The sequence below is a fragment of the Rhizobium sp. NZLR8 genome (assembly GCF_019685025.1).
Classification (GTDB): Bacteria; Pseudomonadota; Alphaproteobacteria; order Rhizobiales; family Rhizobiaceae; genus Rhizobium.
This window is the reverse complement of sequence record NZ_JABDVY010000014.1, coordinates 1-14,167: the sequence shown is the minus strand read 5'-3', so window position 1 is coordinate 14,167 and position 14,167 is coordinate 1. Positions and strand designations below refer to the sequence as shown.

Below are 14,167 nucleotides of genomic sequence, written 5' to 3'. Positions count from 1 at the left end.
TTCACGATCGGGCATGGCGGGGATCCAAAAGGTCGCGCAGAGCATCTCCGGCGATGTTGAAGGCGAGGCTGGTGAGGAGGATGGCGACACCCGGCATCACGGCGACCCACCAGTAATCCAGCATGAACTTGCGGCCGTTGGAGATCATCGCGCCCCATTCCGGCGCCGGCGGCTGCGCGCCGAGGCCGAGGAAGCCGAGCGACGCCGCCGTCAGGATAATGCCGGCCATGTTGAGTGTCAGGCGAACGATGACCGATGGAACGCACATCGGCGCGATGTAGAGGAGAAGGATGCGCAACGGCGAGGCGCCGTAGAGGCGGGCGGCGACCACATAGTCGGCGTTTCTGACGACCAGCGCCTCGGCGCGCGCAAGCCGGGCAATCGGCGGCCAGGCGGTCAGCGAGATCGCAATGATTGCCGTGGTCAGGCCGGCGCCGATGGCTGCCGCAAAAGCCAGCGCCAGGATCAGCGACGGGAAGGACAGAACGATATCGGTCGCCCGCATCAGCAGCGCATCGGTGCGCCCACCGAAGAAGCCGGCGACGACCCCGATCAGCAGGCCGATCGGCCCGACGATCAGGGAGATCGAAAGCACGGTCTGAATGGTGATGCGCGTGCCGAAGATCAGGCGGCTTAGGATGTCGCGGCCGAATTCGTCGGTGCCGGCCCAATGCGCGAGGCTCGGGGCCCGCAAGGCATCGCCAAGCGACTGCACGACCGGATCATAAGGCGCCAGAAGCGGCGCAAAGATCGCAATCAGGCACAGTAGGCCGAGGATGATGAAACCGGCAAGGCCAAGCGGCTCGGCAGCCAATTTGCGGCCGGCGCGCGCAAACGACGCCGCGATGCGGGTCGACACGCTTGGCGGGCGGATATGAATGTCAGTGCGGATGGCGTCACTCATCGGGCTGCCTCCCGCATGCGCGGATCGAAGACGGCGTAAGCGACGTCGGCGAGGAAGTTTAACAGCATGAAGATGAATCCCACGATGATGGTGCCAGCCACGATGGCGTTCATGTCGCCGATCATGAGGGCGTTCGTCATGTACTGGCCGATGCCCGGCCAGGAGAAGACGATTTCGGTCACGACAGCGCCTTCGAGCAGCCCGCCATAGGAAATGGCCAGGATGGTAATCAGCTGCACGGCAATGTTCGGCAGGACGTGGCGCCAGATCGTGCCGAAGGGGCTCACACCCTTTGCGCGGGCTGCGATGACATAATCCTGGCTCAACTGCTCCAGGGTGAAGCTGCGTGTCATGCGGGTGATATAGGCCATCGCCGCATAGGCGAGGATGATGGCAGGCAGAATGATGTGGCCGAGCGCATTCCAGAAGATTTCCGTCTCGCCCTGCAGCAGGCTGTCGATCAGCAGCAGGCCGGTCCTCGGCGTGACGAGGCCTTCATAAAACACATCGATCCTGCCCGGCCCGCCGACCCAGTTGAGGCCGGCATAGAAGATGACGAGCCCGACGATGCCGAACCAGAAGACCGGGATCGAATGCCCGACGAGCGCCACCACCCGGGCTATCTTGTCGATGAAGCTGTCGCGAAACAAAGCTGCGACCAGGCCGAGCGGCACGCCGACGAATGTCGAAATGATCACCGCCAGCGTCGCCAGTTCGAATGTTGCCGGAAACGCTTGGGCGAGGTCTGAGGAGACGGGATTGCCGGTGAGCACGGCAGTGCCGAAGTCACCATGCGCCAGCCCGTTCAGATAGAGGAAAAACTGCTGGTAGATCGGCAGATCGAGCCCCAGGCGGGCCCGCATCGCCGCGTAGGCGGCGGGATCGGCGAGCTCGCCGACAATCGCGCCGACCGGATCGTTGGGCAAGACGCGGCCGATCACGAAGGTCACACAGAGGAGAATGAACAGGCTGACCAGCAAATGCGCCAGGCGTCGGCCAAATTCGGCTACGGAGAGTTCCTTCATGATCGGCTGTCCTGGGAGTCTTTACTGGGTTTCTACCTTGGTCACGTTCTCGAGACGCGTTAACTGCGACGGATGCCCGACATATCCCTGAACCTTGCTGGTCAGGACGATCGGCTCAAAGCGCTCGAAAAGCGGAAGCACGGCCGGCTTCTGCTCGATGAACATCTTCTGCATCTGAACGTAGAGTTCGCCGCGCTTCTTGGCGTCCGGCTCCATCGATGCCTTCGCCGTCAGCGCCGTCAGTTCGGGAATGTCCCAGGCCGAGCGCCAGACGAAATTGCCGGCATTGTTGGCCTCTTTCGAGTTGTCGGGGTTGGAGGAAAACTGCTCCATCGAACCGAGCACGTTCGGCATGTAGGCGCTGGTCTGCGGGATCAGCAGATCGAAATCCCTGGCGCGATGGGCGGCAATGATTTCCGAGCCGTTGCCCTGCTGGATGTCGATCTTGATGCCGACCTGGGCAAGCGATGCCTGGATGGCGGTGGCAAGATCGATGCGCGGCGTTTGCGCAATGGTCTTCAGCGTCAGCGAGAAGCCGTCCTTGAAACCTGCCTCGCTCAGCAACTGCTTGGACTTTTCGACGTCGAGATGCCAATCCGGGCTCGGGATCGCATATTCGAAGTTCTCCGGAACGGGAACGGTTCTTGCCCGTCCGTAAGGCCCCATGATCGTCTTCTCGATGCCCTTGTAGTCGATGCCGTAAGCAATGGCCTCGCGGACCTTGGGATTGGCGAGGTACTGGTTGCCGGCATTCATCGACAGCACGTAGAAGCCGCCAGTCGGAATACGCTGAATGGCGAAGCCCTGCTTGGCCTGGAAGGTCGCAAGATCGGAGGCCGTGAGCGCACTGGCAATATCGATATCGCCGCGCTCCAGCATCAGCCGCTCGACCTGGCTTTCCGGCACATGGCGGACGATGACGCGCTTCATCTTCGGAGCGCCGGCGACATAACCCTTGTTGGCGTCGAGAATGACAAGCTCGTTCGGAGACCAGCGGTTGAGGGTGAACGGGCCGGAGCCGGCCGAATGCGTCCGCATCCAGGCGTTGCCGTAGTCATTGTCGACGGCGTGGCTCTCGACCTCGACGCTGTCGACCACGCTGGTGGTGGTCGTCGTCAGCCGGTAGAGCAGAAGCTCCGCCGTCACCTGGTCGGAAAGATCGATGCGCACAGTCTGGTCGTCGACCGCCTTGACGAGCTTTTCGACATTGTTCTTGTCGTAACCGACGCGCTTGAGGTTGGCGGCAGCGGCCTGATCCATCTTCAAGAGCCGCGCCAGTGAATAGACGACGTCCTTCGAGGTGACCGGGTTGCCGGAGGCGAAATTGGCCTTGCGCAGCGTAAAGGTAATGCCTTTGTCGTCAACCTTCCAGCTTTCCGCCAACTGCGGAAGGATCTTTCCGTCCGCCGTGCTGGCGACCAGCCGGTCGTAAAGATTCGACATGATCTCGACCGCTTTGCCTTCGGTCGCCTGCTGCGGATCGAGGGACAGAACCTGGGCCAGCGATGTTCCGATCACCAGCTGGTCCTGCGGCGTGGCGGCCTGCAGCTGCGGTGCGGCGATCGTCAGGGCGCCGAAAACGGCGCCGACGAACAAGCCTTTAGAAAAATGCTTCATTGTCACTCCTCCCTGGATTACTATAGGAGACATATTATGTCGCCCGTATGTCGTATTATGATCTAGCGAAGTCTGATACCGTTGACAAGGCCCGAGCGGGAGACTTGAGTGCAAAGGGATTGGGGAACGGAAAATGACGACACTCGGCCGTGGGCGAGAAAGACTGGCGCAACAGGTCATCGATCAGCTGCGGGCGCAGATCGAGACGGGGAAGCTGCGGGTCGGCGACCAACTGCCGACCGAGCCGCAGCTTGAAGCGACGTTCGGCGTCAGCCGCACCGTGGTGCGCGAGGCGATTGCCGATCTCAGGTCGGCGGGCTTCGTCAAGCCGATCCAGGGCAAAGGGGTGTTTGTCGCAGATCCGAAGGCAAATTCTGTCCTGTCATTGACGCCGGTGGAAATCAAAAGCATTCCGGAGACCCTGGAATTGCTGGAGTTTCGTATGGCGGCAGAGGGTGAAGCGGCGGCGATTGCCGCCTATCGCCGCACCGCCGAGCAGGAGGCGGCCATTCGTGATGCCAATCGCAGAATGGCAAACCTGATCGAAACAGGGCAGCAGACGGTGGAGGCGGATTACGCCTTCCACATGGCGATTGCCGCCGCCACGAACAACCGATTCTATGTCGATGTCCTGCGCCAATTCGGCCCCAAGGCCATCCCCCGCGGCCAGTTTCCGACGCTGCCCGAGGCCAATGACCGCGACTATCTTCAAAAGGTTTATGCCGAACATGTCGAAATCCTGTCGGCCATCGCCGATCAGGATCCGGATCGCGCCCGCCAGGCGATGCGCGCCCATATGATGGCCAGTCAACGTCGCTATCGGATGCTCTCCGAGCAGCAATAGGGCTCGACTCTCTCAGAAATTCATATTATGTCATATGACATTGTGTAATTTCGAAAGAGACTCAAATGTATCTGGGAACACAGGTCGCAGCGCGGGACGACGACGATTATCGTATCTTCGCGCAACTGGGTGTGAAGCATATCAACGCCGACCCGCCGGGAAAACCCAGCAGTTGGACGCTTTCCGATCTCGAGCGTCATCGCGACAAGGTCGAAAGCTTCGGCCTGATCCTCGACATGATCCAATTGCCGCTGCCTTCGCAGCCGATCGAGAAGGCGTCCTATCCCGATATATTGCTTGCCGGCCCCGATCGCGACAGGCAGATCGACGCCGTCTGCAAGCTGATCGAGAATACCGCGGCGGCCGGCATTCCGGCGGTGAAATATAACCTCAATCTGATCGGCATTCCCCGCACACCCGATGAACCGGGACGCGGCGGGTCGATGAATGCCAGCTTCCGCTGGGACAAGACGGATCAGCAGGCCGAACCCGGCCTTGCCGGCGTGCTGTCCGAAGACGAAAACTGGGAACGGATCGACTATTTCCTCGAGCGCGTCGTGCCTGTCGCTGCCAGCAATCGCGTCCGGCTCGCCTGCCATCCGCACGACCCCTATACCCCGCCCGGCTATCGCGGCGTCACGCGGGTGCTCGGCACCGTCGAAGGCCTGAAGAAATTCGTGCTGATGCGCGAAAGCCCTTATCACGGCCTCAATTTCTGTCAGGGCTCGATCGGCGAGATGCTCGAAAATCCCGGCAAGGAGATCGACGATGTCATTCGCTGGTTCGGCCAGCGCGGCAAGATCTTCAATGTTCACTTCCGCAACATTCGCGGCGGCAAGCTTTCCTTCATGGAGACCTTCCCCGACGAAGGCGACATGGACATGGTCCGCTCGGTCAAGATCTACAAGGAAGTCGGCTTCAAATACATGCTGATGCCCGACCACGTGCCGACCGTCAGCGGCACGGATCCTTCCGCCACCGCATTTGCTTACTGCTACGGCTATATCGCGGCCCTTCTGCAGGCGCTCGAAAGCGCCTGAACGGTCAACATTCAACACGTAAAGAACAGGACTTGATGATGAACCCGAATGAATTGAAGAAGGCCGTCGGTAGCGGTCTCCTGTCGTTTCCGGTGACGCATTTCGACGATCAGCTGAAATTCGACGAGGCGAAGTACCGCCGCCATGTCGAGTGGCTTGCGGGCTACGATGCGGCTGCACTATTTGCCGCCGGCGGCACGGGAGAGTTCTTCTCCCTCAATCCCGCCGAGATTCCGCAGGTTATCAGGGCCGCCAAGGCGTCGGCCGGCAAGACGCCGATCATCTCGGGAACCGGCTACGGCACGTCGCTCGCCATCGAGATCGCACAGGCGGCCGAGAAGGCAGGCGCGGACGGATTGCTGCTGCTGCCGCCCTATCTGATGTTTGCGGAACAGGCCGGCCTCGTCGCCCATGTCAAGGCGATCTGCCAATCGGTCGGCATCGGCGTCATCGTCTATAATCGCGACAACGCCGTGTTGACGGCCGAAAGCATCGCGCGGCTTGCCGAGGAATGCCCGAACCTGATCGGTTTCAAGGACGGCGTCGGCGATGTCGACAAGGTCATCGAGATCACGACCCTGCTTGGCGACCGTCTCGTCTATGTCGGCGGCATGCCGACCCATGAAGTCTATGCCCAGGCCTATTTCGCCGCCGGCGTGACGACCTATTCCTCGGCCGTCTTCAACTTCGTGCCCGCCCTCGCCCAGCGCTTTTACGGCGCCTTGCGCACCGGCGACCAGGCGACCGTCGACGAGATCCTGAAGGGCTTCTTCTTCCCGTTCGTCGCCTTGCGCAACCGCAAGAAGGGCTATGCCGTCTCGATCATCAAGGCCGGCCTTCGCGTCCTTGGGCAGAACCCGGGCCCGGTGCGCCCGCCATTGACGGATCTCACCCAGGAAGAGCTAGCGCTGCTCGACAAGATCGTCCAGGCCAACGGCGTCTCGCGGATCGCGGCGGAATAGTCTCTGGCTGTCTTTATCAGCAGTCACGACCGCCGGGCTTGCTCGGCGGTTTTGTCGTTGTCAGGCATCCGTTAAATCACGCCTACGGCATGTCGCGCAAAGTGCGCAGCAATTTTGCGATACCTACATGCGATCCACTTCAGAGCGCCACGCCGCTGTTGCGGTCGAAGACGTGCACCTGATCGCTGGCAATGCTTGCCTCGAACACCGCGCCGTAGCGGACGGGGTATTCGCCGTCGACGATGGCGGTCACCTGCTGTCCGGCAAGGTCGAAAACCACATGGGTCTGGGCGCCGGTGGGTTCGACCAGCATGGTGCGGCCGGCAAGCGGCGTGCCGGCTGATATGCCGGGAATGAGATGTTCGGGGCGCAGGCCGATGGTGACGGCCTGGCCGCGCCTGACCTTGCGGTCGGGCGCGATGCGGATTGCCGTGCCGTCGGTCAGGCGGGCGGCGGGTTCGCCATTTTCGCCGTCGACGGTGCCGTCGAGCATGTTCATCGCCGGCGATCCGATGAAGGCGGCGACGAAGAGATTGGCGGGCTTCCGGTAGAGTTCGAGCGGCGTGCCCTGCTGCTCCACCCTGCCCTGATTGAGCACGACGATGCGGTCGGCGAGCGTCATCGCTTCGATCTGGTCGTGGGTGACATAGATCGAGGTCGTCTTCACCTTCTGGTGCAGCGTCTTGATTTCCGAGCGCATCTGCACGCGGAGTTTCGCATCGAGGTTGGACAGCGGCTCGTCGAACAGGAACACGGCCGGATTGCGCACGACGGCGCGGCCCATGGCGACGCGCTGGCGCTGGCCGCCGGAAAGCTGGGCCGGCTTGCGGTCGAGCAGTTCGGCGAGATCGAGCATACGGGCGGCCTCGGCAACGCGGGCCTCGATCTGCGGCTTGGCAACGCCGGCGAGCTTCAGATTGAAGCCCATGTTTTCAGCCACGGTCATGTGCGGATAGAGCGCGTAGGACTGGAAGACCATGGCGATGTTGCGTTCGCGCGGGGTCATGGCGTTGACGACCTTGCCGCCGATGGAGATGTCGCCATCGGTGATTTCCTCAAGGCCGGCAATCATCCGCAGCAGCGTCGATTTTCCACAGCCGGAAGGCCCGACCAGGGCGACGAATTCCCCATCCTGAATATCCAGCGAGATGCCGTGGATGACATCGACGGCGCCATAGGTCTTGCGAATATCGTTCAATTCAACGGATGCCATAAATGCACCTCCAAGGGTTCGGCTCAGGACTTCACGGCGCCCGCGGTCAGGCCGGCGATGATGTGTCTCTGGGCGACGAAAAAGACGATGATTGTGGGAAGGATGGTCAGCGTGATGAAGGCCAGCACCAGCTGCCATTCCGTGCCGTATTCGCCGCGATAGACCATGATGCCGAGCGGCCAGGGATATTTCGATTCGGAGTTCAACATGATCAGCGGCAGGATGTAGCTGTTCCAGCTGCCGACGAAGGAGATGATGCTGACGGTGGCGACGATCGGCCGGGAAAGCGGCAGCGAGATATGCCAGAAGAATCTGAGATAGCCGCAGCCGTCGACGAAGGCCGCCTGAAACAATTCTTCCGGAAGGTTGCGGAAATAGTTTCGGAACAAAAGGATGCTCATGCCGAGGCCGAAGGCCACCTGCGGCAGCACCACGCCCCAATAGGTATCGAGCAGGCCGAGATCGCGGATGCGGATGAAGAGCGGCAGGATTGCGGTTGCCGCCGGAAACATCAGGCCGAGCAGGAAATAATTGAGCAGGAAGGAGGAGCCGAAGAAGCGGACATGGGCAAAGGCGAAGGCGGCCATCGACGAAACGATCAGCGTCAAGAGCACGGTGAGCGCGGCGATAACCAGCGAATTGCCGATCTGCAGCCAGTAGCGCTCGCCGAACAGAATGTCGGTATAGTTTGCCCATTGCCACTCTATCGGCAGGCCGAAGGGATTGGTGCGCAGGTCGCCCAACGTCTTGAAGCCGCCGAGCGCCGTCGTCAGCAGCGGCACGAGTACGATCGCGGCAATCAGGCTCAGCGACACGTAGAGATAGACGCGGGTCGAGGTGCGCATGCGGATGGAAGAACTCATATCAGTCATGGCGCATGAAGATCCTTTTGTAACCGAAGGCGAGCGTGACGCAGATGATGAACAGCACCACGCCGACGGCGCTGCCGAGGCCGACCTGCATGCGCATGACGCCGTAGGTGTAGAGGAAGGTGACCATCGTCTGCGTTGAGTTGGATGGCCCGCCGCCGGTCAGCGGCATGATCATGTCGAAGAGCTGCAGCGAGCCGACGACGGCAAAGAAGATCGAGAGGCGCAAGGTCGAGCCGAGCAGCGGCAGCGTGACATAGCGGAATTTCTGCCAGCCGGTGGCGCCGTCGATCTCGGCTGCCTCCAGCACGCTCTTGTCGACCGATTGCAGGCCGGCGATGAACAGCATCATGTGGAAACCGAAATATTTCCAGACGATGACGCCGAGCACGGCATAGATCGCCAGGTCCTTATCGGCGAGCACATAAGGGTTGGCGAAACCGAAGAAATTGGAAACAGCGGCAAACAGACCGTAATCGCCATCATAGACGAAGCGCCAGATCAGGCCGGCGGCAACGTCGGCCAGCACATAGGGCAGGAAGAAGATCAGGCGGTAGGCGACGACGCCGGGAATGCGGTGGGCCAGCATGGTGGCAAGCCAGATGGCCAGCGGCACCTGGATGCAGATCGAGATCACGATGATCAGGCCGTTATTAAGCAGCGCCTGGGTGAAAGCCGCATTTCGAAACAGAACCTGGAAATTGCGCAGGGCGATGAACTCGGTCGGCGTCCCGTAGCCGTTCCACTTGTAGAGGCTGTACCAGGCCGCCTCGCCCATCGGCATGATGACGAAAAGCGTGAACAGCAAGAGCGCCGGCGGCAGAAAGATCAGCAGCACCGTCAGCCGGTCATGGGCGACCGAGCTCCTGGCGTTTGCGGCTTTCCGTGCCGGCCGTGCGGCTGATGTCATCGATGGGACTGAAATATTGGCCATGGGTCCTGCTTTCGCATGTCGTCGGCAGCAATGCCGGCGCTCCCGCTCTTTAGCTGGGAGCGCCGGGAAGGGTCTGCTGGCGCTGGTTATTGTTCCAGTTCGAAAGCGTCCTGGATCATCTGGGCGCCGTCCTTGGAATTCATCTGCCCGGAAACGATTTCCACCGAGACGTCGTTGACGACACGGCCGACGGCAGCACCGAGATCCTGGTCGAAGAAGTTCTGATGCCAGGTCGAACCCGCAAGCTGTTTGGCCGATTCGGCCAGCAGCGGATTGACGACGCCATCATCGGCGCCGACGGCAACGGGCAGAAGCATGCCGGCCTTGGCCATCACCCGCTCGTTCTCCGCGCTCGTCAGGAAAGCGAGGAAATCGATCGCTTCCTTGGAGGCCTTCTTGGTAACGGCCCAGCCGTTCAGACCGCCGAGCGTATCCGTCGGCTTGCCGGCGCCGCCATCGACCGTCGGGAAGACGAAACGGCCGATATTGTCAGGTGCTAGGCCCTTGCCGTCGCCGGCATTCTTGCGCTGATTGGCTTCGGTTGCTTCAAAGCCGAGGATGATCGCCGCCTTGCCGTCACCGAAGACGCCGAGCGTCTGCGGCCAGGTCGCGCCGAGATAGCCGGGCTGGAAAGGTTCGAGTTTGCCGAGTTCGGCGAGATCGTCGCCGGCCTTGATGATGGCGGGATCAAGGAAACCTTCGCCCTCGCCCTTCTTCGCCGCGTCGAAAACCTTCTGGCCGCCTTCGCGCATGACGAGATAGCTCCAGTAGAAATGGATCGGCCATTTCTCACCGCCGCCGCCGGCGATCGGCACAATGCCGGCCGCCTTAATCTTCTTCACCGTGGCGAGAAAATCGGCCCAGCTCTTGATGTCCTCGGCTTTGACGCCGGCCTTGGCAAACAGCGCCTTGTTGTAGAAAAAGCTGACCAGACCGACCTTATAGGGGATGGCCCAGGTCTTGCCGTCAAAGGTCAGGCCGTTGACCGAGGCCGGGGTATAGGCGTTGCGCAGTTTGCCGCCATCAGCATCGAGGGCTGCCGTCACATCCTGCAGCGCGCCGGTCTCGGACTGCTGCTTCAAGACGCCGCCGCCCCAGCTGAAGAAGAAATCCGGCACGTCGTCGGATTGCAGCAGAGTGGGAAGCTTGGCCTTGAAGGCTTCGTTTTCGAGGAACTGCATCTGGATATCGACGTCGGGATGCTGGGCTTCGTATTTCTTGACGATGTCTTCCCAGGCCGCGACGTTTTTCGGGTCGAGCTCGAGATGCAGCCACTTGACCACCGTCGTCGCGGAGGCGGCGCCTGCCCCCAACAGCAACAGGCCGGCTGCCGCGGCCACGGATGCGATGCGCCTGCCGCCGAGAGCGGCGCTTTTGTGCATAAAATTCATGATTTTTCCTCCCAGGGGTCTATCCTCACAATTTTTCCCCTATGCGGATTAATTCACCGGAGCTTTCATCCAATGTCAACCCAATGCCGCTATTTTTATCAAATGCGCTTGACAGGGCCACGAAATTGCCGGCTATTTATTTCGTAACCCGTTATAAATATTTGGGTTCCGCCCAACGAAACGCTTGCCTGGCTAGTTCTCATGAAGACCGCAGATCCCGAATTAATGCGCGCGATCAATCGCTTGAACGTGCTCGATACCGTCCGACGCCATGGGCCGATCTCGCGGATCGAGATCAGCGAGCGCACCGAACTCTCCACCACCACGGTTTCGGCCATCACCGCCTCGTTGCTCGACGACGGGCTGATCCTGCCGCGTCACGAAGGCGATATCCGCAATGAGGCGGTGCGCGGCAGGCCGCGGGTGATGTTGGAACTCAATCCCGATGCGGCGCGTGTGGTCGGCGGCAAGATCGCCGCCAACCGGATGGTGTTCGTCGTCACCAATTTCCGCGGCGACGTGCTGTCGAAGCTGGCTTTGCCGATCCGCCTCGACCGGCAGCCGATCGGCGTCATTGCCGATCTGGTCGAGGATGGCGTCAGGCGCTGTGTCGTCGATGCCGGGCTGTCGCTTGAAGACGTCGACAGCGTCTGCCTCGGTTTTCCCGGCGTCATCGAGCACCGCACCGGCTATATCCGCAGCAGCCCGATCTTTCGCGACACCAATGTCGATTTCGCCGCCGAGATGTCGACGCGGCTTTCGACACCGACCATCGTCGAAAGCGACGCCCACGCCATCACGCTTGGCCATCACTGGTTCGGGAAGGCGCGCGATCTCGAGGATATGGTGCTGATTTCGCTGGAACAGACGCTGGGGCTCGGCGTGCTGCACGGCAACAGCCTGTTCCGCGGCGCCGGTGGCCTCAGCCACAATCTCGGCGACCTCGTGCTCGGCACAGGACCGAATGGCGTCGTGCGGCTGTTCAGCCAGGCCGGCGAAAGCGCAATCCTCGGCGAACAGCTGGCCGATGGGCGTTTTGCCGAAGCGATCCGACTCGGGCGCGGCATGAACCATGCCCAGGCGCTGATCAAGGCCGATGACGACCGGCTGATTGGTGCTGCCATCCGCGCCGGCGAAGCGGTGGGATTGACCGTTGCCAACATCGTCACGCTGTTTGCGCCGCCACGGGTCATTCTGGTGGGATCGAGCCTGGCGCTCGGCGAGCCGTTTTTGAACAGCCTGCGCGATGCCTATGCGCTCGCCATTCCGCCGTCGCTGCGCGGCGTCAGCGAACTCGTCTTCGACGATTCGACCGATGATTTCTGGGCCCAGGGTGCGGCTGCGGTGGCGCTCTACGAACTCTACGAATCGCCCTGGAGCACGACGGGGCCGGCGCTCTGACGAGCAGCACAATCATAATGAATGGAGGACTTCATGGATAAAGTCGGTATCGGCATCATCGGATGCGGCAATATTTCGGGCGCCTATCTCAAGGCGATGGCATCCTTTCCCATTCTCGATATCCGCGGCGTCGCCGATCTCAACCGGGAACTGGCAGAGGCAAAGGCTATCGAATTCAACGTTCCGGCAAAGACCGTCGAGGAACTTTTCGCCGACCCCAAGGTTGAGATCATCGTCAATCTGACGATCCCGAAAGCCCATGTCGCTGTTGCGCTGCAGGCCCTCGAAGCCGGCAAACATACCTATTCGGAAAAGCCCCTCGGGATTAATTTCGCAGAAGGGAAAAAATTGGCCGACGCCGCCAAAGCGCGGAATCTTCGCATCGGTGCGGCCCCCGATACTTTCCTCGGCGGCGGCCACCAGACGGCCCGCATCCTGATCGACCAGGGCGTCATCGGCCAGCCGGTCGGCGGCTCGGCAAGCTTCATGTGCCCGGGCCATGAGCGCTGGCATCCGAACCCCGCCTTCTATTACGAAGTCGGCGGCGGGCCGATGCTCGATATGGGGCCCTATTACATCACCGATCTCGTCAATCTGCTCGGGCCGGTGTCTGAGGTTGTCGGCTTTGCGTCGACGCCGCGTACAGAGCGGCTGGTGACCAGCGAGCCGCGCAACGGCGAACATATTCCCGTGCATGTGCCGACGCATGTCGCCGGCATGATGCGTTTTGAGAACGGCGCCGTCGTGCAGATCGCCATGAGCTTCGATGTCGCCGGCCACAAGCATGTGCCGCTCGAAATCTACGGAACCGAGGGCACGCTTATAGTCCCCGATCCCAACAAATTCGGCGGCCCGGTGGAATATCTGAAGAAGGGCGGCGAATTCGAGGACCAGCCACTCACAGCACCCTATGCCGACGGCAATTATCGCTCGCTCGGCGTTGCCGACATGGCGCATGCGATCCGCTCCAACCGGCCGCATCGGGCCAATGGCGATCTGGCGCTGCATGTGCTCGAAGTCATGGAAGCGTTCCACACCGCGTCTGCGACCGGGCGCACGGTGGCGATCACCACGGCGGTGGTGCGCCCCGCCCCCTTGTCCGATTCCATCGTCGACGGACGGCTGGCGAAATAAATTCAGGAGGAAAGACTATGCGTGAAGCACTGATCGTCTGGGGCGGCTGGAGCGGCCACGAGCCGCAGGAATGCGCCGAAGTCATCAAGACCATGCTCGAGGAGGACGGCTTCAAGGTCTATCTCGAACACGGCACCGAGGCGCTTGCCGACCCTTCGGTCCACGATCTCAGCCTCGTCGTGCCGATCATGACGATGTCGAAGATCGAGAAGGAGGAGGTCAAGAACCTCGCCGCCGCCATCGAGAGCGGCGTCGGCATCGCCGGTTATCACGGCGGCGCGGGCGATGCCTTCCGCGACTCGGTCGATTACCAGTTCATCATCGGCGGCCAATGGGTGGCGCACCCCGGCAACATCATCGACTATACCGTCAACATCACCCGGCCCGACGATCCGCTGATGGAGGGCATTGCCGATTTCCCCTACACGTCGGAGCAATATTACATGCATGTCGACCCCTCGAACGAGGTTCTGGCGACGACCAAATTCACCGGCAACCACGCCTACTGGATCGACGGCGTCGTCATGCCCGTCGTCTGGAAGCGGAAATACGGCAAGGGCCGGGTCTTCTATTCTTCACTCGGCCACCAGGCCAAGGAATTCGACGTGCCCGAGATGAAGGCCATCTTCCGCCGCGGCGCCAACTGGGCGGCGCGGTAGGGCGAGGTTCGCGCGGACGGCGGCCCCTCATCCGGCTGCCGCCACCTTTGTAACTTCCCTTTACCCGCTATTGGCGTAGTACTGCCTGTTGCGGTGGCGGATGGAAGACCGTTGCACCTTTGGGACACCAAGCCCGTGGGAGAGCCTGGGTCTCCGTCCGCCGTTCCATTGAAC

General features: G+C 61.4%; 13 protein-coding genes. 6 read left to right on the top strand and 7 right to left on the bottom strand.

What is annotated here, in order from left to right:
- Nucleotide 1: 1 nt before the first annotated feature.
- From HJB89_RS25460 to HJB89_RS25450, 3 genes are read right to left on the bottom strand one after another with little or no spacing between them, the layout of a single operon-like run.
- Nucleotides 2-904, bottom strand: a complete 903-nt coding sequence (locus HJB89_RS25460) for an ABC transporter permease (protein WP_221150712.1) — start codon at nt 902-904, stop codon at nt 2-4.
- Nucleotides 901-1,929 carry an ABC transporter permease gene (locus tag HJB89_RS25455; RefSeq protein ID WP_221132592.1) on the bottom strand — a complete coding sequence of 343 codons (1,029 nt, stop codon included), beginning with the start codon at nt 1,927-1,929 and terminating at the stop codon, nt 901-903. The genes HJB89_RS25460 and HJB89_RS25455 overlap by 4 nt, the downstream gene beginning before the upstream one ends.
- Nucleotides 1,930-1,950: 21 nt before the next feature.
- Nucleotides 1,951-3,546, bottom strand: a complete 1,596-nt coding sequence (locus HJB89_RS25450) for an ABC transporter substrate-binding protein (RefSeq protein ID WP_207584177.1) — start codon at nt 3,544-3,546, stop codon at nt 1,951-1,953.
- Nucleotides 3,547-3,679: 133 nt separating this feature from the next.
- On the opposite strand from HJB89_RS25450, the gene HJB89_RS25445 reads away from it, so the two are divergent.
- From HJB89_RS25445 to kdgD, 3 genes are all read left to right on the top strand, one after another.
- On the top strand, nt 3,680-4,390 hold the full coding sequence (locus HJB89_RS25445; protein ID WP_207584176.1) for a FadR/GntR family transcriptional regulator: 711 nt from the start codon (nt 3,680-3,682) through the stop codon (nt 4,388-4,390).
- Nucleotides 4,391-4,455: 65 nt separating this feature from the next.
- A complete protein-coding gene (locus tag HJB89_RS25440; RefSeq protein WP_221115949.1) occupies nt 4,456-5,430 on the top strand; it encodes a mannonate dehydratase in 975 nt (324 codons plus the stop codon).
- A 35-nt stretch (nt 5,431-5,465) separates the two neighbouring features.
- Nucleotides 5,466-6,392, top strand: a complete 927-nt coding sequence (kdgD, locus tag HJB89_RS25435; RefSeq protein ID WP_221115948.1) for a 5-dehydro-4-deoxyglucarate dehydratase — start codon at nt 5,466-5,468, stop codon at nt 6,390-6,392.
- Nucleotides 6,393-6,531: 139 nt separating this feature from the next.
- On the opposite strand, the gene HJB89_RS25430 is transcribed toward kdgD, so the two are convergent.
- From HJB89_RS25430 to HJB89_RS25415, 4 genes are all read right to left on the bottom strand, one after another.
- Nucleotides 6,532-7,605, bottom strand: coding sequence for an ABC transporter ATP-binding protein (locus HJB89_RS25430; protein WP_207584173.1), 1,074 nt, complete (start codon nt 7,603-7,605; stop codon nt 6,532-6,534).
- A gap of 23 nt (nt 7,606-7,628) precedes the next feature.
- Complete coding sequence (locus HJB89_RS25425; protein WP_207584172.1) at nt 7,629-8,477, bottom strand: carbohydrate ABC transporter permease; 849 nt, start codon at nt 8,475-8,477, stop codon at nt 7,629-7,631.
- On the bottom strand, nt 8,470-9,408 hold the full coding sequence (locus HJB89_RS25420; RefSeq protein ID WP_207584171.1) for a carbohydrate ABC transporter permease: 939 nt from the start codon (nt 9,406-9,408) through the stop codon (nt 8,470-8,472). Before HJB89_RS25420 ends, HJB89_RS25425 begins: the two co-directional genes overlap by 8 nt.
- Nucleotides 9,409-9,494: 86 nt before the next feature.
- Nucleotides 9,495-10,799, bottom strand: coding sequence for an ABC transporter substrate-binding protein (locus HJB89_RS25415; RefSeq protein ID WP_221115947.1), 1,305 nt, complete (start codon nt 10,797-10,799; stop codon nt 9,495-9,497).
- 201 nt (nt 10,800-11,000) lie between these two features.
- Between HJB89_RS25415 and HJB89_RS25410 the strand changes: the two genes are divergently transcribed.
- The 3 genes from HJB89_RS25410 to HJB89_RS25400 are packed head-to-tail and all read left to right on the top strand — an operon-like array spanning nt 11,001 to nt 13,993.
- Nucleotides 11,001-12,200, top strand: a complete 1,200-nt coding sequence (locus tag HJB89_RS25410) for an ROK family transcriptional regulator (RefSeq protein WP_207584169.1) — start codon at nt 11,001-11,003, stop codon at nt 12,198-12,200.
- Nucleotides 12,201-12,233: 33 nt separating this feature from the next.
- Entirely contained in the window at nt 12,234-13,334 is a 1,101-nt protein-coding gene (locus HJB89_RS25405) for a Gfo/Idh/MocA family protein (protein ID WP_207584168.1), read from the top strand.
- Between the two features lie 17 nt (nt 13,335-13,351).
- Nucleotides 13,352-13,993, top strand: coding sequence for a ThuA domain-containing protein (locus HJB89_RS25400; protein WP_221115946.1), 642 nt, complete (start codon nt 13,352-13,354; stop codon nt 13,991-13,993).
- Nucleotides 13,994-14,167 lie beyond the last annotated feature (174 nt).